Below are 26688 nucleotides of genomic sequence, written 5' to 3' on the forward strand. Positions count from 1 at the left end.
AAATTCTACAATATATTTTTATAACACTATGCAAATCAAGCATTTCGTTATCCAATTCCAAAAACAACCTAACAACTTACTTCCTCGCAACCTCACTCGGTGAAAACCCATACTTCTTTCTAAATGCCTTATAAAAATTCAAATACGCCACAAACCCACACTGAAACGCAACCTCTTTCAATGGTAAATCGGTTTGCAAAATGAGTGAATAGGCTTTCTTCAACCGTTCATCTTGATAAAATTGATACACACTGGTCTGATAATGTTCCCTGAATCCATGACGTATTTTGTGCTCCTCACTATCAAAAAGTAAGGCAAGCGATTTTAAAGAAGGTAATGGTACATCCAAGTGTTCCAAAATATAGGCGTGAATTTTTTCAATCATAGCAGCTTCAGCTTTAGCTTTTTCATTTGCAACAGAAGGAATCTGCTTCAAAAAAGGAGTGTCCTTCAAAATAACTTCTGCGGATAAAACATACACGAACGGATTTACAAGACTACTACTAACCGAACAAAACAAAGGCAGCTTAAATCCATCAACAGTCAAAAAAAGCAATTCCGTCGTAACAAAAAAATGAGTCTCACTTTTTACTTGCGTAAGCAAATCGTTCCAAACCAATTTAGAAGAGTCATCCAACAAACTTTCAAAAAGCAGACTCTGAATTACTTCTGATTCATACCTTAACCGTTCAACAACAGTATAATTAAAATCAACTATTCTGTAATTGGAGTCCAAAACAAATACAAATTGATTCAGATGCTCAAATGAAGAATATGGCGGAACCATACCCTGATCCAAAGCCAACGCTCGAATTCGCTCACCTTGCTCCGATAAAGACCATAAAATGGCATCATATTCATCATCCAAAGTGCCAATATCCAAAGCAACAGTTTTTCTACCGGTTGCTAAGTCAAACAACAACTGATAGATAATCCTGAGTTTTTCCTCTTGATTTGACATGGACATACAATAGATTTTGATGGATTTTGTAACTGTCGAAGTAGTAAAAAGTCAAACAAACCTATCAAATTATACCAATCTAAACTAAAACTTAAGTATTGGATTCTAGAATCCAACACCTAATTTTCAAGAAAAAAGCTAAAAAAGGTTGCGGTAATAAAAAGAGACTTTCCCAATAAATAAAACCCTTCAAAAAGAAAAGTAACCTCTTTTAAATAGTGAAAAAAAGCACAATTCAAAAAAAATCAAAATCCACAACTACAAAATGAAAAAGACTATGCAATTCCAAAATTCAACTATGCAATTCCAGAATTTCACACCCAAACAATTGTTCCAAACAAAAACCAAACTTAGTTTTGCCAACACCAAAAACTACTAAAATTGAATAATAACTCATAGAATATAAAATCAAATTTCTAGCATAATCCAAAAGTCCCTCAACTTAGGAGAGAGATTTAGGGTGAGGTAACCAACCATGAAAAACTTCGCAAATCAACTCCTCAATCAACTCGATCAACAACTCACTAACATCATCCCGTTAGTGGAAGAGAACCCTATTCAAAATTGCTCGTTGGCAATCAACATATTGATGGAGGGTTACGAAAAATTAAGAACTACATACATCAACCAAAAAATAAGTCAAGAAGAAGAAATTGATTTCTTCAAAAATGACAAACCCAAACTAACAAGCCAAATAATTTATTTCAACGAAATATATATTATGGAATGCAACAAACCAGTAGCTTCAGAAAAAACCATTCGAAAATACTACGCAAGCCAACTAAAAAAACAAGAACAGTTTTTTATCGATAACGCAGAGTTTTACAGATACTATCGAAAAGGAAATCAATATTTAGATGATAAATATTTTCTAAGAAATCAACAGAATTTCAAATGGGTAATGGATAGCTTATATTTTCAAATAGATAAATTGTTTGCAACGTCACACGATTACAAAGCAGCACAGATTTTAGCCAACGAAAAACTACAAATCTACTTGATTGCTAAATTAAAAAAGTCAGCAGTATCAAAAAATAGCAATCCAGAAAAAGTATTGAAATGGACAGGCTCCAAAGTCGGAATTATTGAACTGATTTATGCGTTACATACCGAAGGTGTATTCAATCACGGTGCAGCAGATATTAAAGAAATAGTACAAGGATTTAGCAAAGCTTTTGATATAGATCTTGGTCAATTCCATAGAACATTTTACGAAATCACTAACCGAAAAACAGAACGTACAAAATTCATAAGTTCATTAAAAGGCAACCTCATCAAAAGAATGAACGAGGTAGATGAACACCAAAGGCTACCCTAATGGATAGCCCTTTTAAAAAGCAATAATGTTTGTTTACTTGTTTTCTATAATTCCCGCTTTCAAAGCAGTAAGTATCGCATGAGACTTTCCGTACTGAGCACCTTCAACAGCTCCGGTAAATTTCGCACTCAACCAATACCAATCAAGATCAGTATTTTTTTTAGGTCTTTTCTTTTTAGCATACACACTGTGTCGAATGATGGATGTCACCGTCAAAAGATACTCTTTTTCACTAGCAGAAAGCTGACCAGAATCCTGTATTGTCGATTCGTAATGGACAACGTAGTTATGAATGTCAATATAATCCTCATCATTATCCACTTTAGACAAAACAGTCTCTACAAAAAGGCGAAAATCATTTTTAGCTGTAGCATTTAGTGGTAAATCATCAACAATAGAATCAAACGCACTATGGCTAGCAGAAACTAAATAAGAAATTCGGCTTTGTGGTACTAAATTATAATCGGCAGATAAAAAATCATCAAAAAACGGATGAATACTGGCTTTCAAATTAACTTGACTAACAATACTGTCTATTGTTTTGGGTAAATTGGAATCAGCAAAATAAGAAGTAGAAATATCATAATGAGCTTGACCTACAAAATCATACGTGTTAGTAAGATTCAGCGGAAGTAAGTCTTGTGATTTCTTGCTAAGATTATTGGTTTCAGAACTAGTTAGTTCAGATTCTGTTGTTTCACAAGAAACAAAGAGCAAAGCAAAGAATAAAATAAGGAAATAATTTTTCATGTTGGTTTAAGTGTTAAATGTTACTGATTTATTTTTAATCAGTTCATTTCTCCCGGGGTAATCTGAACAGTTTTTGCTTGGTTCTACCAAAGTAAAACCGGTTGAATTCGAGAACAAAACTATTGGCTCAAATCCACCCCCACAACACAACTACTAACGAATTTCCGAATTCAAACTATTGCATTCTAGAATCCAATACAATAAAAAATGCTAGTCTTTATCAAAAAATAAGATAGGATTGAAAATACCTCTTAGTTTAAAAACACCGATTTACATACAGATTATAATGCTTATAATTTTGATTTACTTTCAATTAAAAAAAATTAATATTTTTACTGAACCCATTTCCATTCCTCAAACTTTTTTAAATAGTAAGTTGAACTAAACCTTAACCAACTAAAATGAATAACTTTATAATTAGCATAGCATTCACATTATTCTCTTTAACAATTGTTCAAGCAAAACAGTCTAATCCAGTTGATAGTCTGTCCAATAAAAACTATCAATATCTTGAAGAAAAAGTAATAGAATTTCGAACGGATAGCATCAAAGCACAACAATTAGCAAAATACTGGCTCAAAAAAGCAAATGAGGAAAAAAACCTAGTACAACAAACCAAAGCATATAAAGCATTAATCCATTTTGTAGATAAAAAATATAGAATGATTTATGCAGATAGTTTACTTGAAAAAGCAATAGCAACTAAAAACAACGATATCTTGGGGAGTGTCTACCTTACAATTGGAGCAGCACATTATGACAACAACGAATACACCAAGGCATTAGATTTATATATTCTCGCCAACAATTATATAGCAAAAACAAATGATCAATACTTAATCCATAAAGTAAAATATACCATTGCTCTAACAAAATATTTCTTAGGTTATTACGATGAAGCAATTGCATTGCTAAATCAATGCATGGACTATTTTAAAGAAGAAAATGATTTGGCCTATTTAAAATCAATGCACGCAATCGCATTGTGCTACACACAAATTGAAAGATATGATCATTCCTCATATTTCAATAAACTGGGAATAGAACTATCCAATGAATATGAATTGGATGATATGATTCCTTACTTCAAAAATGCGGAGGGAATTAACCTATGTAAACAAAAAGATTATGAAAATGCAATCAAATTATTGAAAGAATCAAAACCTCAATTCGAAAAAGTCGACGACTATTCTACGCTGATTACAACCCAATTTTATCTCGGAAAATGCTATTGGGAAATAAACGAAAAAAATACAGCGGTTACCTATTTTACAAGAGTACACGATGGAATTCAAACAAAAAAGTACAACCGTCCGGATCTTCGAGAAGGATATGAAATGCTGATACAATACTTTGGAGAAACCAATGAATTAAAAAAAGAGCTATTCTTCATCAAAAAGCTAATGGATTTTGACAAAGAAACAAACCAAAAATTCAAATACCTCACCTACAAAGTCCATAAAGAATATGACACTAAAACATTACTAGAAAAAAAGAGAAAAATCGAAAACGAATTAGCTTCAAACAGAAAAATCTATTTTCTTGTAGTAGCATCGCTCATAATAATTCTATTAACTGTGTTCGGTTGGCATCTGCATTCCAAAAAAAGGGAAAAAGAAAAATTCAATCAAATAATGGCTGATTTATCAGAAAAAAAGAAAGCAACAATACTTCCATCAAACAACCAGAATACAAACCTTAGTCCGGAATTAACCAAGTCATTATTGAAAAACTTGGAGAAATTTGAAAAACAAAAAAAATTCCTTGAAAAAGACATGAACTTGGCAAAGCTTGCCGCATTACTGGATACAAATACCAAATATGCGTCGTTAATAATTGCCGAGCAAAGGGGAAAAAAGACCACAACCTACATCAACGATCTTAAAATTGATTACATAGTCGAGTTGTTAATTAGCAATAATAAATTCAGGAACTACACCAACAAAGCCCTGTCAGATGAAGCTGGTTTCGGCTCAACGCAAATCTTCACACTTTGTTTCAAAAACAGAATCGGAATGTCACCCACTTCCTTTATCCAACAATTAAAATCATCAAACCAAACCCAACAAAATAATCAAGAGTAAAACACAAAATTTTATATGGACCTCCATCATAATTAAAAACCTATGTGCCTTATATGGTAAAATTTTAAAAAAAATAAAATCTTTCTAAACCCTTGATTTTACTAACTATTTTAAAAATTTCTTAATTAAAATTAAACTTTTTTGTTTTCCACTTCTGATTCACTTCTGAAATAAAATAAATCAATCTAAACAATTTTGCACCATAACCCAATAAAATTAAAGTTATGGCAGTAGAAGTTATTACCCGTGAAGATTTAAACGAATTTAGAACACTATTACTAAAAGACCTCCAAGAGTTAATCCATTCCAAACCGGGTCAAACCAAAAAATGGCTCAAATCCATTGAAGTCCGCAACCTCCTAAACATCTCTCCCGGAACACTCCAAAACCTCCGCATCAACGGAACCTTAACCTACACCAAAATCGGTGGCACCCTCTACTACGACAATACCGACATCGATAAACTACTAAACACCAACAAAACAAACGCAATACCAACGCTTTTCAAGTAATTCTGGCTATTGTCATACTGAGCTTGTCGAAGTATCTCCTGCGTAGGCAGGTCAATCCTTGAACAAAGTTCAAGCAATCAGTCTTAATACTTAATACTCAAATCTTAATACTTCCAAATGAATTACATAAAGCATTTAACCGGCTTCTTCGAAAAAGTAGTCCTCGACAAAGCACTCAACCCAACCCATGTCAGCCTTTACATGGCCTTATTCCAATTTTGGAACTGCAACCGCTTCAAAAACCCAATCAGTATCAATCGCGATGAGGTAATGAGAATAAGCAAAATCAGTTCCAAAGCAACCTATCATAAATGTCTGAAGAACTTGCACAGTTTGGGTTACATCAATTACGAGCCATCCTACAATCCTTTCAAAGGAAGTCATGTCATTTTATTCAATTTTTCCGAAGATCTAAAACCAGCTCCAAAAAGTGAGAGAAAACTAAAAAATGAACCACTTATTGAATCGGTTTCAGAACAAGCTCTAAACAAGTCTTGTACCAGTGATGAAACAAGTACTGAACAAGCAGTAGTACCTTCTATAAACTATATAAACAATACAAATAGTTCAAACGAAAAAAACGTTGCAAACTTGAACGAGCAAGCAAAAAATTTTGATGAAATAAATAATTCCAATTTTAAAAACGAACATGAAGAAATGCAATCTGCATTCGCTGACACCAATAAAAAACAAACTGAAAATGGTCAGCAAAAAGAAAAAAGTTCCGCGAAAAAAGAAAAAGAAGAATTGCAACCGCGTGATTTTGTCATACCGAGCGTAGCCGAGGTATCTCCTTTGAAAAAGGCTACACCAACAATCGAAGAAATCAAAACCTATTTCCAAGCCAACAACTTCCCGGAACTCGAAGCACAAAAATTCTTCAATTATTTCTCAAGTGTCGGTTGGTTAGTTGGAGGAAAAACTCCGATGATCGATTGGCAAGCAGCAGCACAAAACTGGATAATCAACAGTGTTAATTTCAATCACAACACCGACACAACACCGACAAATCGACCAAAAAACCTCAACACAACAACCGATAAAAACTATGCCGAACCATTATAGTTCTTTTGTCATGCTGAACTTGTTTCAGCATCTCATCCTTTGCGAACCTTGCGTTGTCATCCTGAGCTTGTCGAAGGACTTTGTGACTTTTGCGGTTAAAAAAAAATCCGTGTAAATCCGTTCAATCTGTGTCATCAGTGTTCTAAAACCATCGCTTTAACCCAAAACCTATGATAAACTATCAAAAGCGAAGCGTCTTTAAGCAATCTCAAAAAAACTATAAAACCTATGTTCTTATGTGGTTAAAAAACAAAATATGGAAAACGAAATAAAATCCCACTACAGCTACATCGAAGTAATCAACTGGCTTCAAACCAAAGGTGTCGAACTATACGGCAATCATTTCAAAATAATAGAAACCGATTACCCAATAGTTTACAAACTCATTGCCTATTTCCTGAAGGATGAACCAACATGCTTTCAATATGGAATAAACCTCAACAAGGGAATACTATTAACCGGACCAATCGGTTGTGGCAAAACATCACTCATGAACCTCATGAAATACCTAACAGCAACCGAACACAAATTCTACGTAAAACCCTGTCGAGACATCAGCTTTGAATTCATCCAAGATGGTTACCAAATCATTCACAAATACAGCATCGGCAAACTATATCAATCAGAACCAAGAACCTATTGCTTTGATGATTTAGGCACAGAAAACAACCTAAAGTATTTCGGAAACGAATGCAACGTAATGGCAGAAATTCTATTAAGTCGATACGATCTATTCATCTCCAAAAAACTAAAAACCCACATCACCACAAACCTATCAGCCACAGAAATAGAAATCCATTACGGCAATCGAGTTCGCTCCAGATTGAGAGAGATGGTAAACTTAATAGCTTATGACAAATCAACACCAGACAAGAGATAATAAAGCTTTGCGAACATTGCGTAAACCTTTGTGTCCTTTGCGGTTAAAAAAAGAACAACATGAAAACAATAACCAACTTCTGGAACTACTTCCAACAAAACAACTTCGTTTTCCTACTCCTAAACGAAATCCCAAAAGAAGAACTAAAAATCCATTTCGACAAACTAATCGAGATACTACATCAATACAACAAAGACCTTGATATAATAATCAAAAACAAAACAAACGGTGCAGAGATAATAATTACTGCAAACGGAAATCCATACCTTTTCAAAGAAGTAGAATTACTAGTCCATCATGCACCAGTTGTAGAACGTTGGAAAATAACCGCATTCCTCCAGCCAGAAACCAACCTAACCAAATACGAAAATGGCACAGATAAACCACTAGAATATTACGGCATCTCTTTACGAATAAGCGAAATGTATTTCATACCATTAGAAAACCCAAACAAACCAACCGATTTAGGAATAAAAGTGTTACTCAAAAACTACATCGTCCACAAAGACAACCCAAGACTTCGCGAAGCAGTTTATGTTCATATTGAGCATTTAATCGGAGAAAAGGCTTTTGCTAATGATATATCGTTTATCGAAATAGATCAACTAGAAAAACATGACTTAGAAGATGATTGTGGACTTGAATTATACAATTTAAAGTTTTTCATTGACTCTTTTGAATATGATTAAGTTTCGGCAATAAATGCTGTTTACTGCCAAAGCTTAACTGATAAAAAAGATGTTTTGTAGTAAAATAATCAGGTTTAGCTTGACAAAACAACTATAAATGATAACATTAAATATCCCAATGTTCGATATTTGTCCCAATTATTGACAACATTTGGGACAAAATGTATGGTTATTTTGTTGTCAAATAATTATAACATATTACTTAAATTACTTACTAGTAAAATTAAACGGAACTATTTATAAATTTCGAATCATATTTCAACTTAACTTTTATCTCTTTATCAAAATACATCTTATCAAAAATATTTTGTAATAATGGATCAGGAATTATAAATGTATGATTATTTATTAACTTCTTTAATTCGATTGAATTCTTTAAAAACATTGCACAAATATCTAATTCATCAGCAGACATAATTTTCCCATTTAGTGATTGTCTAATTTCTAAATATTCCTCAAATTTTCTATAAGGATTATTGAACTTTTTGTATAAACTTAAAAGGAATATTTCTAAATCATCTATAAAAATTGATAAAGGGTAATAATCTTCTTCATTTTCTTTTTCTAAAAGAAGACTTAAATCTGTTTGAATTGCACCATATCGTTCTAATGTAACAACAATTGAAAATACATTTAAAATATTATTTGTGTCAATCTCAACTTTTTCATTTTTAGTATCAATAATTATTTTGTCATTATTGAATATTTCATTTTCAACTCGTAAACACTGATTATACCCTTCTTGAATTGAATTTTTAAAATCTTCTTTAATTCTTGCATATGCATTTTCAGTATTTCTTAAAGGCTCTCTAAATTTTGATGTTTTACACTCTATGATGTAGGCGATTTTATTGTGGATAATTAATATATCTTGCTCACAACCATTTATGTGATAATTGTGAAAAAATTTAGTGTTTTTGTCTTTAAAAAAATTCTTGAAAATTTCTAGAGTTTCCTGTTCAAAAACTATTTTACCTCTTCGTTGATAAAGTTGTGTTAGTGATTTTTGATTATCTCCGAGAATAGTAAAAAGGTGATAATAAATTGAAGTAGGTATTTGCTTTTGAAAAATATTTAAATATTCGTTATCATTCAGCTTAATTATAGGCTTTAAATCAAGTGGGTTCTTTTGTGTATAAAATGTAAAATCGATTTTATTTTGCATGTCTATTGAAAATATATTCAGCAAGTAATCTAACTTATCAATAGATATAAATTCAATAAAATCGGATTTTGAAAAAATTAATGGCAAATGTGGCTTCTCATAAAAAGCAAGAAACTTTGTCTTTGTTTCTTTAGATAATTTATTCAAATCCAACCCATTATCATCTCTAACCGCCTCATAAAAAGACTTATCAGTTAAGAAAGAATGTGTATCAATTACTTTTTCTTTGTAAACTTTTTCAGTTAAGTAGTAAAAATCGATAAATGTATACAAGTCTAGTCCAGTCTTTTCCTTAATCTTTTCATCATAAGGACTAAACATATTTATTACATGATTAAGTTCTTGTTGAACGAAATTTAATACTCCATTTTGGAAATAATTTTTAAAAGTAGTTTCGTGAACAAAAAGGTCATACTTGCTTTGGGAGTCTTTCTGCAAATATTTTTCAGTATAATTAGCGGCCAAAAAAGAACTAACAATTTCATTAATTAAATCAGCAACTTTAATTAAGTCCTTTTTTGTTTCTTCATTAAACTTAAAGTCGATGGCTCCTTCGTCTGCTGATAATCTTAATGCGATTAGATATTGTGAATCCTTTAATTTTGACTTTATTTTTTCAGAGAACTCTTCAAATCCTCTGATGGTATTATTTCTAATAAAATCAGCAAAAAAACCTATAAAACTTTCTTTAGTGTAAACTGAAATAATTTCTTTAATTTCAGAAGCTTTTCTTTCTAAATCAATTTTATTCATAACACGAAATTAAAAATTAAAATGCCAATTTGTCACATTATCAAATATTTAATGCCAAAATATATATTTTTAGAACTGGGTATAATTATTGTTAATATTAACATAAATTCCTAGTTAATGCAAAATTTTTCAATAAAAAAACTATTAATTTCTATTTATGGCAAAGGTAATTCGAAATTGTTTTATTAGTTACCATCATAAGAATGACCAAAATTATTTGAATGAGTTAAGACTGTTAAAAGAAGGAATGAAAGTAGCGGATTATTCATTGAAAGATGATATTGGTTATCTTAGTGATGAAACCATTTACAAAAAAATTCGAGATAAAATGCGAAGTTGCTCAGTTACAATTGTGCTTATTGGTTCTGAGACAGGAAATAGAAAATGGATAGATTCTGAAATTTGGGCATCATTAAGGGGATATAAACATCCTATAACATCACTAAAAAGCTTTAAACCTAATGGACTATTATGTATTTTCTTGCCTGGCCAAAAACATTGTATTCCACCTCGACTACAAGATAATATTGATTCTGGTTATGCTGTATCAATGCGATGGAATAATATTGAAAGAGATTTTGAGAGCAAAGTAAATTACGCTATCTGGAAAAGAGATAATTTATTTGACTCCATTGACAATTCGAGAGTTAGAATGAAACGCAATATTTTAAAAAGATAAAAAATGATAGGAATTAATCGAGCTTTACCTTCAAATGAATTTAAATCAACTGTAAATTTAGCTTTAAATGTCAAATGTGTATTTATAAGTCATCAAAAGTCAGATACCCAATATTGTAAAAAAATAGCTGACTATTTAATTAATGCCGGTATTGACGTTTATTTTGATGAATATGATAGAGATTTGAAAATACATAGACAAACAAACAATCCGACAGGTGTTGTTGACTTAATAAAAAAAGGAATAAAAATGAGTTCACACATGCTATGCGTAATATCAAAGAATACATTGTACTCAAAATGGGTACCTTGGGAAATAGGTTATGGTAATGAAAAAACGATTCAAGGTGCAATTACAATCAAAGGAATTGCTTCAAATGAATTACCTGATTATTTAAAAACAGTTCATGTGGTAAGAGGTATAAAATCACTTAATAGTTTAATAACACAGATAACAGGTCAATCAGAATATGCTCTAGAAAACCAAAGTAGAATAAAAACCTACTCTTCATTTTATCACCCATTAGCTACAATTTTAGAAAATAATTTATAATTATGGAGTATTTAATTTCAAAACTTTCATTTGAAAATTCTAGGCAATTAATTGACAATGTTATTGCTCATTCATGGGATGGAAGAATTTTAACTGATTTAGGTCAAAAAGATAGAAGCTGGTTAGTTTCAATTATTTTAAACGGATATGACATATACAGCATTGATAAAAACAGTGGTGGACAATGGAGTAAAGGAAAAAAGTTCTTTTATAATGGGAATATTTTTACATGGAATATTTCAATACCAAAAAATATTCAAAAGCATAAAACATTTGTTAGTTTTTATCATAATGACGATGAAGATAAAAGAATAGAGTTTGAAAATAGGTTTTCTGATTTAATTATTAATAAATCTGTAAATGATGGTGATATAAATTCAGATAATAGTGATGGATACATAAAGCAACTTATTCAACAAGGATATTTGAATGATGTAACCGTACTAGTAGTTTTGCTTGGTCCTAAAACAAAATGTAGAAAGCATATTGATTGGGAAATTTATGGAGCTTTAGATCTTAGAGTTGGTGATAAATATTCCGGAATATTAGGGATAAGGCTTCCTTCACACCCGGATTATAATTCCGATTACTATGATGAAGATGAGTATCCTGAGAGGTTCATTGAAAATTTTAAATCAGGTTATGCCATTCTTAAGGATTGGACTGAGGATAGATATTTATTACAACAGTATATTGAGCAAGCATTCTCAAATAGAGAAAATTCAGAAAAGATAGTTAATAAAGGAATATTACAGTTAACAAAAGATTTATGTCAATAAAAAAAAACAATTTCACAAGTCCATTTTCAATTTATGTAATTTGGCATCCAGAATTTATTGAAGGAAAATTATATGCTGAAAATATTTTTTCAACCTTTTGTAGGGAATTAAAATCTCCTCTGGCAAGAGCAATTAATATTCCTGTTTACTTCAGAAGTAAGTCAAAATCTAATAACACTATTCCGATAGCAATTAACTTTGAAGAGTCTTATAAAAATTCAGTTGTTATATTAGTTGATGAAAAGATGGTTAATGATGATCATTGGAGAAATTATATACAAGAATTAGTTAAAAACCTACCTGATAATACTAGAGTATTTCCAATTGCATTTTCTGATTATTCCTATTATATTGACCAAGCTGGTTTAAGCAAAATACAATTTATCAGAGCAAATGAAGTTAACGGAGTAACAGATAGTGACATTTTTAATAACAAATGGAAACTTATAAAATCACGTTTGTTACATGACGTTGCTAGACAATTAAAGAATGAAAAAGAAGTTTATAATACCAAGAAAACTGATGATGCTCCTGTAAAACTGTTTTTAAGCCATGCAAAAAAAGATGGCGAAGATTTGGCTAAAAAATTTAGAGATTATTTAGAAAGCTATACTAAATTAGATACCTTTTTTGATACTAATGATATTGCAGATGGTCATGATTTTGAAGAACAAATTAACAAAAACATAGACAATTCAGCCATTATTATCTTCAATACAGATGAATATTCAAATAGAGAATGGTGCAGAAGAGAAGTAATAGTTTCTAAGAGGTTTGGCTGTCCTATTTTATGTGTTCAAAGTATCAAAAAAGGAGAAACTAGAAGCTTTCCATATCTAGGAAATGTTCCCTCGTTGATATGGGACGATAATATTGAAGATATAATAAATGATACATTAATCCAAGTAATTCAAATTAGTTATAACAAAGTATTACTTGAATATTGTAAAAAAATGTATGAAATAGATACAAAAAACTATTGTATAATTTTACCAAAAGCACCTGAACTATTCAATTATATTGATATTGAAAAATACAAATTTGAGAATATTAAAGAAACAAAAGATTTAGTTGTTTTATATCCTGAGCCACCTTTAGGAATTGAAGAAATAAATTTACTCAACGATGTTGATAGTAAAATCAAATTTTTAACACCGGTTCAACTACCAAATTACATTTAGTATGATAAATAACGATAAAAATAAACCCGAAGATTTTGAAGAATTTCTAGTAAATGAAGTCATTGAAGAAAGAGATGAAATAAAATCTAAAAAATTCCTTTTCACTAATAAAAAAATCGCAATTTCAATCAGTGAAAGTGAAAATTTAGAAGAGCTTGGGTTTTCCAAAATCCATCAGCAAGATACAATTTTAGAACTAACTAGATATTTAATTATTAATGGTGCAACATTATTGTATGGTGGAGACTTAAGGTCGGAAGGGTATACATTTTTGTTTTCAGAAATTGTAAAACAATATACTCCTCACAAAGACAATAAAAAGTATTATGAAAATTATTTTAGTTTCCCCATATACTTGAATATACAGGAAAAGCAAAATCTAGACTTTATCAAAAATGGAGTAAAAGTTAATAAAGTTTCACCTCCTGATGAATTAAACTTAAATAAAAATGAATTTTATCCACCAATTGGAAATGACAACTTATTTATTTGGTCAGAGTGTTTGACAAAAATGAGAAATCAAATGACTGATAATAATCATGCTAGAATTTTCATGGGTGGTAGAAAAAGTAATTTCAAAGGAAAATATCCAGGTTTACTAGAAGAAGCATTGTTATCTTTAAAATCAGACAAACCAACATATTTAATTGGTGCATTCGGAGGCATAACTCAGTCTATTATTGATGCTTTAAAGAATGAGCAACCAGAGGAATTATCAGAAGAATGGCAAAGAAATCAAAATTCTGAATATGACAAGTTTATTGATTTTTATAATTCTAAAGAAGACATTACAAAGATTGATTACAGTGAGAACTTAAAATTCATTAACACTTATTCTTTAAAAAAATTGAGTAAAAATAATGGATTAAGTGAAAGTGAAAATCTAAGATTGTTTGAAACTATCCATCTTCATGAAATAATATATTTAGTATTAAAGGGGTTGAAGAAATCTTTGAGTTAAGGCTGCAAATGTCTTATCAAGCAAAATTTAACATTAACTATGAAAATCCAATATTGTTCTGACCTTCATCTTGAGTTCCCTGACAACAAAGAACACATTCTTAATAATCCAATAGAACCAATAGCTGATATTCTTATTTTGGCGGGAGATATTGTACCATTTAAAATAATAGATAATCACCAAGATTTCTTCAATTACATTTCACGAAATTTTAAAACTACTTATTGGATTCCCGGAAACCACGAATATTATTACTATAATGTTGATAGTAGCAGATTTTTAGATACAAAAATTAGAGAGAACATCTTTTTAGTAAATAATTGTGTTAAAGAAGTACCTGGTATTAATTTGATATTTTCTACACTTTGGTCAAATATTTCAGAAAGTAAGCGTTGGCTCATCCAACAAAGTCTTTCTGATTTTAAAGTAATTAAATACAATGATCGCTTATTCAATGTTGATGATTATAATTTACTGCATAAAGAGAGCTTAGAATTTATACAAAATGCTCTAAATGAAACATCCGATAATAAAACGGTTGTTGTTACTCACCATGCACCTAGTTTTGTAAATTATCCTGAAAAATATCTCAACAGTAAAATCAACGAAGCTTTTGCATCAAACTTAACGGAATTGATTGAAGATAACAGTATTAATTTTTGGATTTATGGACATCATCATTCCAATAGTAATGATTTCCAGATAGATAATGCCAAATTAGTCACCAATCAATTAGGCTATATTAAGTACAATGAGAATGTTGGTTTTAACTATAAAGCTTACATTGAAATATAAACAAATTTATATTTATACATAGTTTAATGTATTTTATCCATTAATAAATTGATATTTAATATAATAAACCTATATTTGTATAATAAACCAATTAAGTTTATTATAGCAATTATTAGTTTATTATGGAAAAATTAAAAGAATATATCCATCAAATTCTAGGAAAAGACCTTGAAATAAAAGAGTTATCAAAAGATTATATCAATAAATTACCATTCATTTTCCAAAACAATTTTAATTTTTATGTAACTCATTTACACAACCACGAATTAATTTTAGTACAGGTTAATAAAGAAGATGCCTTTAACGCAGCTCAATTGAGACAGCAAGTAATCGCAATACAAAAGGTGTTAGAAAAAAGAATTATAATAGTTACCGAAGACATTACAGCTATAAATAGAAAAAGGCTTATTGACCAAAAGATTAGCTTTATTGTCCCGGGAAAACAAATGTTTCTAACCGAATTACTTATAGATATTCAAGATTTTAATAAGGATAAGGCATTTCAAAAAGAGCTCTTGTTACTTCCATCATCACAATTAATTTTACTATATCAAATACTGCATAAAGACGACGATTTAGGTCAATACACATTTAAAGAATTGGCAGAAAAATTCCAATACACACAAATGGGTATATCAAAAGCAATAGAAAATTTGAAAAGATTAGCTATTGTTGAAGTCGTTGGAACAAAAGAAAAAAATATTGTGTTTGAAAACGATGTACAAAAACTTTGGAAAAGTATAGAAAAACATCTTATAAATCCAGTCTTTAAAACAGTCTATGTAGATGAAAAACCTAAAGTAAAAATGTTTTGTTCTAATACTACGGCATTGGAGGAATACAGCGACATGAACCCAAGTAGATTGGAGTATTTTGCCATAGAAAAAAACAAATTCTATGAGTTAGAAAAAACAAATCAACTAGTAAATCTAAATAATGAAAGTGGAAACTATGCTTTAGAAGTTTGGAAATACAATCCGGAGCTAATCGCAAAAGGAATAACAAGCAAAAATAATGTAGATCCATTGTCTTTATATATTAGTTTAAAAGAAGGATTTATTGATGAAAGAACAGATATGGCGTTAGACCAAATAATTGAAAAATACATATGGTAAGAGGTTTAGAAATTTTCAGACAACATTTTAAAGATTTCACAGATAATTATATAATCATCGGAGGAACTGCATGTGACATTGTTATCGATAATGTTGGTTTAACACCAAGAGCAACAAAAGACATTGACATTATTTTAGTAATAGAAGCATTAAGCCCTGAATTTGTCACGCACTTTTGGGAATTCATAAAACAGGGAAATTATGACGTAAGAGAGAAAAGTGAAGAAGATCGAAAATACTATCGTTTTCAAAAACCACAGGTAGAAGAATATCCTTTTCAAGTCGAATTGTTTTCAAGAGTACCGGACTTATTAGATTTGGGGGAAGGAACACACTTAACTCCAATTCCTGTTGACACTGAAATTTCTAGTCTATCGGCCATATTAATGGATGATGATTACTACAACTTTACCATTGAGCACAGCCAATTGGAAAACGAAATCCACTTAGCCAATACAGAAGCTCTAATAGGATTAAAAGCCAAAGCATTCTTGGATTATAAAACTCGGAAGGAAAATGGAGAAAAAGTGGACGAACGTCAATTAAGAAAACACAAATTAGATGTTTTTAGACTAGTGTTATTGCTAACTCCAGAAGATAACTTTACAATTCCACAAAGCATTAAAACTGACATATTCAATTTTGCTGAAGCTGTAAAAAATGATTTACCAGACAAGCAGGTTTTCAAAGAAATGAACGCTGGAAATGTAGATGTAAAAGAGTTGTTTAGGTTAATGATTGGAGCGTTTAATATATCAAAAGAAATATAATGTACATATCAAAAGTATCATTAGTAAATTATAGAAATTTCGCAAATGCAAATTTCAAATTCAATAAAGGCATCAATACTATCATTGGAGAAAATGGTTGTGGAAAAACAAATTTATTCAGAGCAATGAGATTGCTTTTGGAAGATGCATCATACCAATTTGCTTATAAATTAAATGAGAATGATTTCAATAGAAGTATTGGTGATTGGAGAGGTCATTGGATTATAATTAGTATGGAGTTTGATGAAATTACTGATGATGAAGCAATACAGGCTTTATTTATTCACGGATCAGGTGTTGTTGATGTTGAAAATAGAGTAAAAAAAGCAACATATAATTTATTCTTTAGACCTAAAGCTGATATCCGTTTAAAACTTTCAGAGCTTAAAGAAGGAGATAAATCTGGTCTTCAAACTTTACTTGATTCTATTAATGTCAATGATCATTATGAAACTTTTTTTACAGGAAAGAGTACTGCTGATTTTAATGATGTAGAAGTTTATAAAGAACTAGTCGGTGATTTTGATAATGTAAAATTTAATTTCAATATTGATAATTCTAAGTTTGGTATAAAAATTCCACATCAACTATCTGTTGCGAAAGAAATCTCTTTTACTTTTATTCAAGCGTTGCGTGATGTAGTTTCTGATTTTCATAATAATAGAACTAATCCACTTTTGACTCTTTTGAAAAATAAAAGTGGCGAAATAAAAGAATCAGAATTTGAACCAATAAGTCAACTAGTCAAAGAATTGAATAATAGTATTGAAACGTTACCCGATGTCCAAACGATAAGGGATGATATCAAAGAGACTATAAAGGATGCTGTTGGGGAAACTTATTCTCCTTCATCTCTATTAATAAAATCTAGCTTATCTGACGAAGCCGACAAACTTTTACAATCATTAAAATTATTTATTGGTGAACCCGGTGAAGATTATGAAGGAGGCATTCATGAATTAAGTCTAGGAGGTGCCAATTTAATTTTCCTTACATTAAAGTTATTAGAATACAAATATCAAAAGTCAAAAGAAACATTTGCAAATTTTCTAATCATAGAAGAACCTGAAGCACATATTCATACACATATCCAAAAAACACTTTTTGAAAATCTTGATTACGGTGATACACAGATTATTTATTCAACGCATTCGACACACATTTCTGAGGTTAGTAACGTTGCTAATATAAATATCTTGTCGAAAAAGCAGAATTATGCAGAAGTATATCAACCATCAACTGGACTTTTACCAGAAAATATTAATGAGTTACAAAGATATTTAGACGCAGTCAGAAGCAATTTACTTTTTGCGAAAGGAGTTATTTTAATTGAAGGCGATGCAGAAGAAATTCTTTTGCCGCTAATGGTTAAAAAAGTTTTTGGTGTAAGTCTAGATGAACTTGGAATAAGTTTAATTAACATTAGAAGTACAGGATTTCAGAATGTAGCTCAGTTATTTCATGACGATAGAATAAAAAGAAAATGTAGTATTTTGACAGATTTAGATAGTGCGATACTTGACACAACTATAATTGATGGTGATTCGGATAAATTACAATCTTATAAGAAGAAGGTTGAAAATTCAAGCAAATCGGGAATTGAAAGGAAAGCAAAATTAGATGCTTTTATTCTAAATAATGATTGGTTAGAAGTATTTTATGCTATCCACACTTTCGAAGTAGATTTTGTTAAAGCTGGTAATTCTTGGGAAGTAAAACAAATTATTGAAGATATTTATATTGATCCACCGACTGTAGAATTAGCTAAAAAAGAGTTAGATTCTGATGAAGTTGCTGTTTATGGGAAACGTGTTTTAACTATGGCAAAACAAGAGGGAAAAGGTTGGTTTGCTATAATGCTGGGTAAGCACATAACTAAAGATACAATTATTCCAAACTATATAATCGAATCAATCATTTACGCAAAATCAACTTTTAGTGTAGAATTAATGTCTGATTTAATCAAATACAGAATTGATGTAAATTTCAAGGACGATGACAAACTTGATTATACAGAAGTAAATAAAATACTTAAAGAATTCCGTAATGGTAAAGTTCAACCTTTAGACATAATTAATGCTATAAAAAAAGTAACTCCTGATGACCAAATAATCTCTTTTCTTAACCTTTATTACTTACTATAATTATGTTTATTTGGAATAAAGGAGATTTAAATACCGAACAAGAAGATGCTATTTATGAAGAAAACAGTATTATACTAATAGCTTGTCCCGGAAGTGGAAAAACTAGGACGCTAACTTATAAAATAGCTTATGAGCTTTCAAGATTAAAATCTGAAAAAGAATATATAATAGCAATCACTTACACAAACGCTGCGGCTGATGAGATAAAAGAACGAGTTGAATTACTTGGTGTAGATATCAGACAACTTTGGATTGGTACAATTCATTCTTTCTGTTTAGAATGGGTTTTAAGACCATATTCATTATACCTAAAAGAACTTAAAAATGGTTTTCGAGTTTTAAATTCTCATGAATCTGAAGAAATCATTTCAACTTTATGTGAACCTTATAAAGCTCAAAAAGTAACTTATTATGATTGTAGTTTTATTGCTAAAAAAGGGCAATACTTTCTAACATCAAGTAACGAAGCAAAAAGGACTATTGTCGAATCAATTCTTTTAAAGTATTTTGAAATCTTAAAAAATAACAATCAAATTGATTTTGAGCAAATCTTATTTTATTCCGATAAGTTGTTGAAAGAGAATAAAATTATTAATAACATTTTATCAAAAATATTTCCGTTTATCCTCATTGATGAATACCAAGACACAAAAGAGATTCAATATGATATTATTTCTTCAATTTTATCTGCTAATAATGGCAATTCAAAAGTTTTAATTGTTGGAGACCCAAACCAATCAATCTACGAGTCATTAGGAGGTTTTCCAATGAGTAAAGTTGATCTAGAAGCGTTAATGAAATTTCCTTTAAAAGAATATTCTTTATCTCAAAATTATAGATCATCAACAAAAATTATAAATTATTTTGATTATTATAAAACTTACGATAATTCAATTATTCCATCAGGGAAAAATAAAGAATATAATAGTATTATAACATTTAATCAAACAATTGAACGAGAAAACCTAGTTGATGAAATAGTAAGGCTTATTCTTCATAATATAAATGAAAAAGGAATTTCTCCAAACGAAATATGCATTGCAGCACCGCAATGGATTCATCTTGCAAGTTTAACTCGAAATCTAATGATTAAGTTACCAGACTACAGCTTTGACGGACCAGGAATGGCTCCTTTCTCAAGAGATATAGATAATTTTTGGTATAAACTTTCTAAAATTGTTTTGACAGAACCTTCTCCTAATTTGTATATTAAAAGACTTCGATGGAGTAGAGAAATATTAGAGGATTTATACAATGCTGGAGTTGACGTATCAATTTCAAATAAAAGCTTCTTAAAGTTATGCAATTCTATTTCTTTTGATGAGGAAAATGGATTAGAATATTTAAAACTAGTATTTGCAAAAATTTGTAGTGTATTAAAAATCGAAATAAAATTATTTACAACACTTCAGGAACATTATGATTCATTTTTTAATAGTTCTGAAAAACGAATAGAGAGATTAGTAAAAGAGGGAAATGAGTTTATTGGTAGTATAGAAAACTTTAGGAAAGTATTCAAACAAAGAGAAGGTATAACTGTTTCAACAATTCACGGAGTTAAAGGTGAAGAGTATGATACAATGATTGGATTCGCTCTTTTAAATGATTATGTACCTCACTTTACGGATAACAACGGTATCATTAACTCCAAAAAAATGCTTTATGTTTTAGCATCAAGAGCAAGAAAGAATTTACATCTTATTTCAGAAAGAGGTAGAGATGTTCATGCTTATTATAATCCAACTGGTAAATTACCTACATCACATTTATTAGAATATACTTTTAAATACGATTAAAAATTATCTCATTCAGACTGCACAAAAACCGTCTTTATTCCAAGTATTCCTAAAGCCGGTTCTTTGTTTGCTTCATTTCGCTAATTTCATTTTTAATCACAAGAGTATTTTTTCGTTTAGTGGTAAAAAGAAGTTTTAGTTTCCTACTGCCATTCCCTCCCAACGCTCAAAAAAGTTTTTGTATGCCAGAAGTGAATCACTCCGATAGATAAATAGTGCAAGGCAACAAAAACTTTTCCCAAAGCTTAGTTACATAATGTGGCATTATAGGGCAATAAAGAAAATGGTGCTCCAAAACAAGATGGTACATTGCCCTATAATAACATTATGTAAAAAAGCCGCTCACCCCCCGCTCGAAAGCCCCGCTCCAGCCACACATTTTTGGCAGCTTTCCTCGCATCACCCAGCTACCAAAAACTCGTGGCTTCGCGGGTCTTACTTCGTGTTTTCATAAGAACGTATCTGCTAAAAAGAAAATCATCACTTCGCAGGAAATTCATCAATTGTGTTTATCAGCTGTGTGTTTAAAGCGGTAGTGTTTGCATTATCTTTTGAAGGTGCTTCCCATCTCCGAAACAACTGAACACTATAATCTGAATACTGAACACTATCAAGCACCCTCAAAAGATAAAATTGCCCAGCAAGAGTATGGTTTTTTGATTTGTCAGAACATGAAATAGTAATTGCTTTCCGGTTGCTGATGCTTTTAGAATTTCTAAGAAAATCATTCAAACTTCAAGCCTTTCTATTTAAAGACAAGTGTAGCATCAGCACCCAAAAAAGCAATCAGAAAGGCAGTGCAAACAAATCAAAAAACCACACACTTGCTTTCGCTACTGCCAACGCACTTGGTAGTATTTGCATTGTTTTTTTGAGGTGCTTCCCATTTTCAATAGCAAAACACTGCTAACGGACACTGCTACTGCATACTTTCACGTTCAAGCACCACAAAAAATCAAACAGTGCAGCAAGAGTTTCAAATTTCGGTTCCGGTCAAAAGCGTTTATAATTGTCTTTTGTTTTTTGTCCAGCCCCAAAATTTGAAACCCCTGCAAGACGACCCCGACTCCGAAACAAAAAAATCCGACTTCCAAAGAAAAATCTTGCTCCGAAAGCAAAAAAATAAAAAAAAGAGAGCAAAGGTAAGTTCCGGGTTTGCAAAAAAGCAAGTTCAAGCCCTGCGGGTTTTTTAAAAAATCTCCACCACCCATACGTTTTCAAAACAACTTATCCAACAAGTAACAAATTCCGACTTCCAAAGGACGAATTGGGGTAGTAGTATTTTTTAAAAAAAACTTGCTTTTTTGAAACCCTCCACTTGACGAGAGTGCTTTCTTTTTTTTTCTTTTTTTCTTTTGAAAAATTTTAATGAAAAAGTGTGTCCAGTCGATAAATCCTTAAAAGCCACGATATGATAAATTTTAAAATGAAGCACCACCAAAACGGAGTAAAATACGCAAATCCTCATTTTTTCATCCTAAACAAAGGGTTAAACACAGGCAAACCTTTAGATGAACCCTGCCCGAATTGCTTTGTTATCATTTTCCAATGTTCAGAAGATTGCGAAAACATGGAATCCATCTGCAAAAGCTTATGGAGAGTAAAATTTTGGCATCAATTCCTTATCGGTTCCGTAATTCCATACATCCGAATCAATGACTTTGCTAAAAACCTAAACCTTAAAGCAAATGAAATGACGACCGATTTTGAACAACACAAAAAAAATGTAGCAGCTCTTAAAATGTTAGAACAAAAAGAAAAGCAATTTCACGAAAACATCAATTTAATCAATGATTTAAGAAGAGTCATTTTATATCGCTATTGCAAAAAATAATCTTAGTTAACCTTTAAAATCAATCCTATGAGCATTTTTTTATTATTTCAAACCGACAGTTGGAAATCAAAAGAATCAAGAGTATTATTTGGTGCTTTTGATAGTAGAACAAAAGCCTTAGATTACGCAAAATACAACGATTTGTATTGGTATAATTCCGAAGTAGTAATTGTTGAGGTTGTAATCAATCAATTTGGTGAAGTCTAAAACTAAAAAAGCCAGGTCTTCCGACTTGGCTTAATTATTTACTAAAATAAAGAAATAAATTTGTGAAAATCCTTAAGAATATTAAATCTTATATTTGTAAAAAATCAATATATGATAAACAGAATATATGCAATATGTAATACATGTGAAGAAAAATATATTTTAAGATATAATATTGGAAATCAGTTTCCACAGCGAGTGAATTTTTTTTGTGATACATGTTCTTCTGATCTTGAAATTGGATATGATGAGAAAAGAAAATCAATTATTGGAGGATTAGTAATAACTAACAAAGAGCACGACGGTATTATTAAAAATCTTCATCCAGAAATAGTTATTGAAGAGGGAAGAATTAATGATCCTCAATATTTTCCTTCAATTGAATTTATGACAAAAGAGGATGATTTATTTTTATTTAAAGAATATCAATACAGTATTGACTATTATTTTAAACGATGGCAAATTTTATCACTTAATTTTAGACTATTAAAAGATAAAAAATATAATCAACTTCAGAGAAGATTTAATGAAACTGACAACGAGATTATAAAAAGAAAAATATTATCTGATGTTGTTAATTGTATTGATGATTTTGTCGTGGGGAAATGGGAAAAAATTTATGAAAATCTCTTTATTGAATATGAAGCTATAAAATCAAATCCAAATTATAATGAATTTAAAACATTCTTAATTAATGAAGAAGAGGATATAATTTTAGTGCTTTTTGATGCTTTACTCGATTATTTTGAAGCAAGAGAGGAATTATTGATTACATTATTAGCTCAAAAATGTAACAAGTCAACAATTGGATTATCATCAAATATTTCATGGAAGAAAATAGAAATGATTTATGGGAACTTTTACGAAGTCTACGGAAATCTTTTATATATACCAACAGCTTTAAATAATTTGAAAGAAAGAAACGATTATAAATTATTTAATACACAAGGATTTACTTTTAGTAATTACTTATCAATTGATAAAGCGGGTAAAACAACGAATTTTTTAAATAATCCAAATCTAAAAGATTTAGGAGATTATTATTATCCAGCTTACAGAAACGGAACACATCATAGATCTTCTAAAATAGATAAAGATAATCAGAAAATTATTTTAATTACAGGAAAATCTAGCTCAACAACAACAGTTGTTAATTTTACGGAATATATAGAAAGTTGTAATGAGATATATGCAAGGATTTTAATTTTATTAAAGCTTTCAATGCATATAATTTACGAAAATTAAAAAAAGCCAGGTCTCACGACCTGACTTTCATTTTGTTTAACCCAAAGGTCACCACAACGAGAGTTAAACTTATTTTTTGTGCTTCCTACAGAGGTATTTGAGCAACACCGAAATTGAAAAACTCACCACAGCTCCAACAGTTGCTAAAATAACTGTTTTTATCAAATCTTCTGAGTTCAAATTGGGTAGCATACTCAAAAAAGTACCTCCGGCAGTTCCAACTAAAGTTGAATTACTGTGGCTGTTCATTCTTCTCTACAGTCAACTGACTAACTGCTGAAATAACACCACCAGCAACAGCTACATAACCACCAACGGTTGTCACAATTACTGGCAGAGAAACTGGTGCAGTTAAAACAGCAGTACTAACAGTGGCCAATACCAATCCAATAGTTCGAAGCACTTTAAAAAACTTTGGTGTGGGAGCGGTCGCTCTCTCTACAATTTTATTCATAATCGTAATTTCTAGGATTGAACAATTAATTCGACACTTTCATTTTTATCCAATGCTTGATAAACAATTCTTTTAAGCTTTTCAAAAGCTATTCGAGACATCAAACCAAGTCCAGGACCAGAAAGTTTTGTAACAGGAGCAATACAGCCTTGCAATTCCTTTTTAGCATGGTTAGCAGGATGAAAAAGAATAAATTTTCTATTTGGAACATCCTTTACTTCCAAATGCCATTTGTATTTGGCACTGTATCGCTTTCTAATAAAATATTTCCCTTCCGGAATGCAGGAAACCTTCGTTTCGTTCATCTTCCACGGTAATTCAATTGTGTTACAAATCAATTTACCTTCGCATTCGAGTTTACCATTTGTTCCTTCAGGGAAATAAGTTCTTGACAGTACTAAAACCATCTTCTACAAGCCGCTAACTTGCACCAAGGAAAGCGGATTAAACGCACCATTTTTCAACGGATACATTTGTCCATTCACTTCCTGATAAAACTCTAAACCAAGAGCCAAAAACAAAGGCTTAGTACTGTTTGGCGTAACAGTATTCACTTGGTTAATAGCTACTGTTGGAACAGCATTCCATGGTAAAATAGCAGTTTCAGAGTTCTCAACCACAAACGTTTCAGCTTCAAAATCAACTTCCGCTCCCGCTGAAATGACTTTAAAATGTGTGGTTCCAGATGGTGCAGCAATCATGTTTGCTGGAACAAAAGGTGCCAACGTAACAGATATTTCTCCCGTCACACGGTCAATTGCACCAACAAATGGAGCATACAAACTGGTACCAAGTTTCCCACGAATGTTAAACTCAAAACCGGTTAGTAATTCTGCCTCGCCGTCAATCACATTTCTCAAACCTCTTTCACTCACAGCATCAGCTTGAATAACTTTCATCATTCGTTGAGTCAATCGGCTCACCATTCTGCTATCCGCAGAATTCAAAAGCAAAGCTCTCAATGAAGTTCTCAAAATCTTTCCGGCTTTTCCAGCACGTCCAAACTCAGCACCATTTTCACGCGTTCTCTGAAACGCTGGGTCACTCGCGATTCTATTAGCGTCAATTCCACCTTTTTCTCTCGCTAAATGCCCATCTTGAGTTTTGTAAAAGGTAATATCTCCGATAGTACCTTTCAATTTAATTATGCCTTTTTGTCTAGCCATAACTTCAAAATTTAATTCAACATTTGGTTTGCTTTCACAAACCTCTCACGACTCCATCATTCTAAATTTTGTTGCAACAGTTTTAAATGATCATAACAAAGATTACATCACATTTTACCAAAGAAAAAATAGGTAGTGTACCATATGTCCAAAATCGACACAAGTGTCCATAATGAGCATAAAAACACACTATATCAGTTTAAAAAAATATAAGTAAATTGCAGAAGATTTTCTGCGAGTCAGAAGGTAGTCAAAGCCTAATCAAAGGCATAGATAAAGTATGAAAGCGATAACGAAAAGAATATGTATCTATCCAAAAGACATTGAACGAATCACAGGCAAGAGTTACAGACAAAGCACCAGGATATTAAAAGCAATCAAGAAAAGTAACAACAAACTTGATAATGAATTAGTAACAATTGAAGAGTTCTGTCAATACACAGGTTTGAAAATTGAACAAGTAGAACCGCTCATTTTTGGATAGTATTTTGAAAAGATAAACTAGAATAACTTTTCTTAAAAAACTCTCGAATTTAATTATAACTAGTTCATTTTTTGGTTTAGATTAATTTGCTAAATACCTCATTATTTATTAACTTTACACTATTAAGATTTAGGAATAATTGCATCCCAAAAAAGGAGCATTATCGAGACCAAGCAGTTTTTAAAGTTTATATTTTATTATATATCAAGGGATTGGGAGTAAGGTTTTGAACCCTCATCGCCCACCAAAAACTCCTTAAGTAATTAGGGAGTTTTTTTTATTTAAAAACAACAAGTAAACAGTTCGTTTCTTTTTACAAAAGAATAAAACTTAAGTTAAAAAATACTTA

General features: G+C 30.8%; 27 protein-coding genes. 20 read left to right on the forward strand and 7 right to left on the reverse strand.

What is annotated here, in order from left to right:
* Positions 1–76: 76 nt before the first annotated feature.
* A complete protein-coding gene (locus tag AC23MC_RS01950; protein ID WP_487566747.1) occupies positions 77–967 on the reverse strand; it encodes a helix-turn-helix transcriptional regulator in 891 nt (296 codons plus the stop codon).
* 469 nt (positions 968–1436) lie between these two features.
* On the opposite strand from AC23MC_RS01950, the gene AC23MC_RS01955 reads away from it, so the two are divergent.
* A complete protein-coding gene (locus AC23MC_RS01955; protein ID WP_487566748.1) occupies positions 1437–2279 on the forward strand; it encodes an RteC domain-containing protein in 843 nt (280 codons plus the stop codon).
* A 33-nt stretch (positions 2280–2312) separates the two neighbouring features.
* Here AC23MC_RS01955 and AC23MC_RS01960 read toward each other — a convergent pair whose 3' ends face one another.
* The gene (locus AC23MC_RS01960; protein ID WP_487566749.1) at positions 2313–3029 is read right to left on the reverse strand and encodes a hypothetical protein; all 717 of its coding nucleotides are present in this window, start codon (positions 3027–3029) and stop codon (positions 2313–2315) included.
* Positions 3030–3430: 401 nt separating this feature from the next.
* Here AC23MC_RS01960 and AC23MC_RS01965 point away from each other — a divergent pair, with 401 nt between their 5' ends.
* The 5 genes from AC23MC_RS01965 to AC23MC_RS01985 all read left to right on the forward strand — a co-directional run bounded on the left by AC23MC_RS01965 (position 3431) and on the right by AC23MC_RS01985 (position 8259).
* A complete protein-coding gene (locus tag AC23MC_RS01965; protein ID WP_487566750.1) occupies positions 3431–5113 on the forward strand; it encodes a tetratricopeptide repeat protein in 1683 nt (560 codons plus the stop codon).
* Positions 5114–5337: 224 nt separating this feature from the next.
* The gene (locus AC23MC_RS01970) at positions 5338–5625 is read left to right on the forward strand and encodes a helix-turn-helix domain-containing protein (RefSeq protein ID WP_487566751.1); all 288 of its coding nucleotides are present in this window, start codon (positions 5338–5340) and stop codon (positions 5623–5625) included.
* A 117-nt stretch (positions 5626–5742) separates the two neighbouring features.
* Complete coding sequence (locus tag AC23MC_RS01975; protein WP_487566752.1) at positions 5743–6690, forward strand: transcriptional regulator; 948 nt, start codon at positions 5743–5745, stop codon at positions 6688–6690.
* Between the two features lie 256 nt (positions 6691–6946).
* Positions 6947–7570: a P-loop NTPase family protein gene (locus AC23MC_RS01980; protein ID WP_487566753.1), complete on the forward strand. Its 624-nt coding sequence runs from the start codon at positions 6947–6949 to the stop codon at positions 7568–7570.
* A 59-nt stretch (positions 7571–7629) separates the two neighbouring features.
* On the forward strand, positions 7630–8259 hold the full coding sequence (locus tag AC23MC_RS01985) for a hypothetical protein (protein WP_487566754.1): 630 nt from the start codon (positions 7630–7632) through the stop codon (positions 8257–8259).
* A 223-nt stretch (positions 8260–8482) separates the two neighbouring features.
* Here the strand turns inward: AC23MC_RS01985 and AC23MC_RS01990 are convergent, their stop codons facing one another.
* Entirely contained in the window at positions 8483–10177 is a 1695-nt protein-coding gene (locus AC23MC_RS01990; RefSeq protein WP_487566755.1) for an NERD domain-containing protein, read from the reverse strand.
* A 157-nt stretch (positions 10178–10334) separates the two neighbouring features.
* On the opposite strand from AC23MC_RS01990, the gene AC23MC_RS01995 reads away from it, so the two are divergent.
* From AC23MC_RS01995 to AC23MC_RS02055, 13 genes are all read left to right on the forward strand, one after another.
* Positions 10335–10856 (forward strand): TIR domain-containing protein, encoded by a 522-nt coding sequence (locus tag AC23MC_RS01995; RefSeq protein ID WP_487566756.1) that lies wholly within the window; start codon positions 10335–10337, stop codon positions 10854–10856.
* A gap of 3 nt (positions 10857–10859) precedes the next feature.
* Positions 10860–11408: a toll/interleukin-1 receptor domain-containing protein gene (locus AC23MC_RS02000; protein WP_487566757.1), complete on the forward strand. Its 549-nt coding sequence runs from the start codon at positions 10860–10862 to the stop codon at positions 11406–11408.
* A gap of 2 nt (positions 11409–11410) precedes the next feature.
* Positions 11411–12187: a TIR domain-containing protein gene (locus tag AC23MC_RS02005; protein WP_487566758.1), complete on the forward strand. Its 777-nt coding sequence runs from the start codon at positions 11411–11413 to the stop codon at positions 12185–12187.
* A complete protein-coding gene (locus AC23MC_RS02010) occupies positions 12178–13368 on the forward strand; it encodes a toll/interleukin-1 receptor domain-containing protein (protein ID WP_487566759.1) in 1191 nt (396 codons plus the stop codon). Before AC23MC_RS02005 ends, AC23MC_RS02010 begins: the two co-directional genes overlap by 10 nt.
* A 1-nt stretch (position 13369) precedes the next feature.
* Entirely contained in the window at positions 13370–14329 is a 960-nt protein-coding gene (locus AC23MC_RS02015) for a hypothetical protein (RefSeq protein ID WP_487566760.1), read from the forward strand.
* Between the two features lie 39 nt (positions 14330–14368).
* Positions 14369–15124 (forward strand): metallophosphoesterase, encoded by a 756-nt coding sequence (locus AC23MC_RS02020; RefSeq protein WP_487566761.1) that lies wholly within the window; start codon positions 14369–14371, stop codon positions 15122–15124.
* Between the two features lie 122 nt (positions 15125–15246).
* The gene (locus AC23MC_RS02025; protein ID WP_487566762.1) at positions 15247–16239 is read left to right on the forward strand and encodes a MarR family transcriptional regulator; all 993 of its coding nucleotides are present in this window, start codon (positions 15247–15249) and stop codon (positions 16237–16239) included.
* Positions 16233–17009 carry a nucleotidyl transferase AbiEii/AbiGii toxin family protein gene (locus AC23MC_RS02030; RefSeq protein WP_487566763.1) on the forward strand — a complete coding sequence of 259 codons (777 nt, stop codon included), beginning with the start codon at positions 16233–16235 and terminating at the stop codon, positions 17007–17009. The genes AC23MC_RS02025 and AC23MC_RS02030 overlap by 7 nt, the downstream gene beginning before the upstream one ends.
* Positions 17009–19153, forward strand: a complete 2145-nt coding sequence (locus tag AC23MC_RS02035; RefSeq protein ID WP_487566764.1) for an ATP-dependent nuclease — start codon at positions 17009–17011, stop codon at positions 19151–19153. The genes AC23MC_RS02030 and AC23MC_RS02035 overlap by 1 nt, the downstream gene beginning before the upstream one ends.
* 2 nt (positions 19154–19155) lie before the next feature.
* The gene (locus AC23MC_RS02040) at positions 19156–20949 is read left to right on the forward strand and encodes a UvrD-helicase domain-containing protein (protein ID WP_487566765.1); all 1794 of its coding nucleotides are present in this window, start codon (positions 19156–19158) and stop codon (positions 20947–20949) included.
* 1411 nt (positions 20950–22360) lie between these two features.
* Positions 22361–22783: a DUF6943 family protein gene (locus tag AC23MC_RS02045; protein ID WP_487566766.1), complete on the forward strand. Its 423-nt coding sequence runs from the start codon at positions 22361–22363 to the stop codon at positions 22781–22783.
* A 27-nt stretch (positions 22784–22810) separates the two neighbouring features.
* Positions 22811–22990: a hypothetical protein gene (locus AC23MC_RS02050; protein WP_333695996.1), complete on the forward strand. Its 180-nt coding sequence runs from the start codon at positions 22811–22813 to the stop codon at positions 22988–22990.
* A gap of 111 nt (positions 22991–23101) precedes the next feature.
* Positions 23102–24235 carry a hypothetical protein gene (locus AC23MC_RS02055; RefSeq protein ID WP_487566767.1) on the forward strand — a complete coding sequence of 378 codons (1134 nt, stop codon included), beginning with the start codon at positions 23102–23104 and terminating at the stop codon, positions 24233–24235.
* Between the two features lie 69 nt (positions 24236–24304).
* Here the strand turns inward: AC23MC_RS02055 and AC23MC_RS02060 are convergent, their stop codons facing one another.
* The 4 genes from AC23MC_RS02060 to AC23MC_RS02075 form a co-directional block, all read right to left on the reverse strand.
* Positions 24305–24484 (reverse strand): hypothetical protein, encoded by a 180-nt coding sequence (locus AC23MC_RS02060; RefSeq protein ID WP_487566768.1) that lies wholly within the window; start codon positions 24482–24484, stop codon positions 24305–24307.
* Positions 24468–24638 carry a hypothetical protein gene (locus AC23MC_RS02065; RefSeq protein ID WP_487570622.1) on the reverse strand — a complete coding sequence of 57 codons (171 nt, stop codon included), beginning with the start codon at positions 24636–24638 and terminating at the stop codon, positions 24468–24470. Before AC23MC_RS02065 ends, AC23MC_RS02060 begins: the two co-directional genes overlap by 17 nt.
* 62 nt (positions 24639–24700) lie before the next feature.
* Entirely contained in the window at positions 24701–25096 is a 396-nt protein-coding gene (locus AC23MC_RS02070; RefSeq protein ID WP_487566770.1) for a DUF5675 family protein, read from the reverse strand.
* Between the two features lie 3 nt (positions 25097–25099).
* On the reverse strand, positions 25100–25855 hold the full coding sequence (locus AC23MC_RS02075; protein WP_487566771.1) for a hypothetical protein: 756 nt from the start codon (positions 25853–25855) through the stop codon (positions 25100–25102).
* Positions 25856–26135: 280 nt separating this feature from the next.
* Between AC23MC_RS02075 and AC23MC_RS02080 the strand changes: the two genes are divergently transcribed.
* Positions 26136–26339, forward strand: a complete 204-nt coding sequence (locus tag AC23MC_RS02080; RefSeq protein WP_288112393.1) for a hypothetical protein — start codon at positions 26136–26138, stop codon at positions 26337–26339.
* The last annotated feature ends 349 nt before the right edge of the window (positions 26340–26688 follow it).

It is taken from the genome of Flavobacterium sp. T50_26 (genome assembly GCF_057652995.1).

Coding starts and splice junctions, on each gene's coding strand:
- AC23MC_RS01950 (WP_487566747.1), bottom strand. CDS start 967: ATGTCCATGTCAAATCAAGAGGAAAAACTCAGGATTATCTATCAGTTG.
- AC23MC_RS01955 (WP_487566748.1), top strand. CDS start 1,437: ATGAAAAACTTCGCAAATCAACTCCTCAATCAACTCGATCAACAACTC.
- AC23MC_RS01960 (WP_487566749.1), bottom strand. CDS start 3,029: ATGAAAAATTATTTCCTTATTTTATTCTTTGCTTTGCTCTTTGTTTCT.
- AC23MC_RS01965 (WP_487566750.1), top strand. CDS start 3,431: ATGAATAACTTTATAATTAGCATAGCATTCACATTATTCTCTTTAACA.
- AC23MC_RS01970 (WP_487566751.1), top strand. CDS start 5,338: ATGGCAGTAGAAGTTATTACCCGTGAAGATTTAAACGAATTTAGAACA.
- AC23MC_RS01975 (WP_487566752.1), top strand. CDS start 5,743: ATGAATTACATAAAGCATTTAACCGGCTTCTTCGAAAAAGTAGTCCTC.
- AC23MC_RS01980 (WP_487566753.1), top strand. CDS start 6,947: ATGGAAAACGAAATAAAATCCCACTACAGCTACATCGAAGTAATCAAC.
- AC23MC_RS01985 (WP_487566754.1), top strand. CDS start 7,630: ATGAAAACAATAACCAACTTCTGGAACTACTTCCAACAAAACAACTTC.
- AC23MC_RS01990 (WP_487566755.1), bottom strand. CDS start 10,177: ATGAATAAAATTGATTTAGAAAGAAAAGCTTCTGAAATTAAAGAAATT.
- AC23MC_RS01995 (WP_487566756.1), top strand. CDS start 10,335: ATGGCAAAGGTAATTCGAAATTGTTTTATTAGTTACCATCATAAGAAT.
- AC23MC_RS02000 (WP_487566757.1), top strand. CDS start 10,860: ATGATAGGAATTAATCGAGCTTTACCTTCAAATGAATTTAAATCAACT.
- AC23MC_RS02005 (WP_487566758.1), top strand. CDS start 11,411: ATGGAGTATTTAATTTCAAAACTTTCATTTGAAAATTCTAGGCAATTA.
- AC23MC_RS02010 (WP_487566759.1), top strand. CDS start 12,178: ATGTCAATAAAAAAAAACAATTTCACAAGTCCATTTTCAATTTATGTA.
- AC23MC_RS02015 (WP_487566760.1), top strand. CDS start 13,370: ATGATAAATAACGATAAAAATAAACCCGAAGATTTTGAAGAATTTCTA.
- AC23MC_RS02020 (WP_487566761.1), top strand. CDS start 14,369: ATGAAAATCCAATATTGTTCTGACCTTCATCTTGAGTTCCCTGACAAC.
- AC23MC_RS02025 (WP_487566762.1), top strand. CDS start 15,247: ATGGAAAAATTAAAAGAATATATCCATCAAATTCTAGGAAAAGACCTT.
- AC23MC_RS02030 (WP_487566763.1), top strand. CDS start 16,233: ATGGTAAGAGGTTTAGAAATTTTCAGACAACATTTTAAAGATTTCACA.
- AC23MC_RS02035 (WP_487566764.1), top strand. CDS start 17,009: ATGTACATATCAAAAGTATCATTAGTAAATTATAGAAATTTCGCAAAT.
- AC23MC_RS02040 (WP_487566765.1), top strand. CDS start 19,156: ATGTTTATTTGGAATAAAGGAGATTTAAATACCGAACAAGAAGATGCT.
- AC23MC_RS02045 (WP_487566766.1), top strand. CDS start 22,361: ATGATAAATTTTAAAATGAAGCACCACCAAAACGGAGTAAAATACGCA.
- AC23MC_RS02050 (WP_333695996.1), top strand. CDS start 22,811: ATGAGCATTTTTTTATTATTTCAAACCGACAGTTGGAAATCAAAAGAA.
- AC23MC_RS02055 (WP_487566767.1), top strand. CDS start 23,102: ATGATAAACAGAATATATGCAATATGTAATACATGTGAAGAAAAATAT.
- AC23MC_RS02060 (WP_487566768.1), bottom strand. CDS start 24,484: ATGAACAGCCACAGTAATTCAACTTTAGTTGGAACTGCCGGAGGTACT.
- AC23MC_RS02070 (WP_487566770.1), bottom strand. CDS start 25,096: ATGGTTTTAGTACTGTCAAGAACTTATTTCCCTGAAGGAACAAATGGT.
- AC23MC_RS02075 (WP_487566771.1), bottom strand. CDS start 25,855: ATGGCTAGACAAAAAGGCATAATTAAATTGAAAGGTACTATCGGAGAT.
- AC23MC_RS02080 (WP_288112393.1), top strand. CDS start 26,136: ATGAAAGCGATAACGAAAAGAATATGTATCTATCCAAAAGACATTGAA.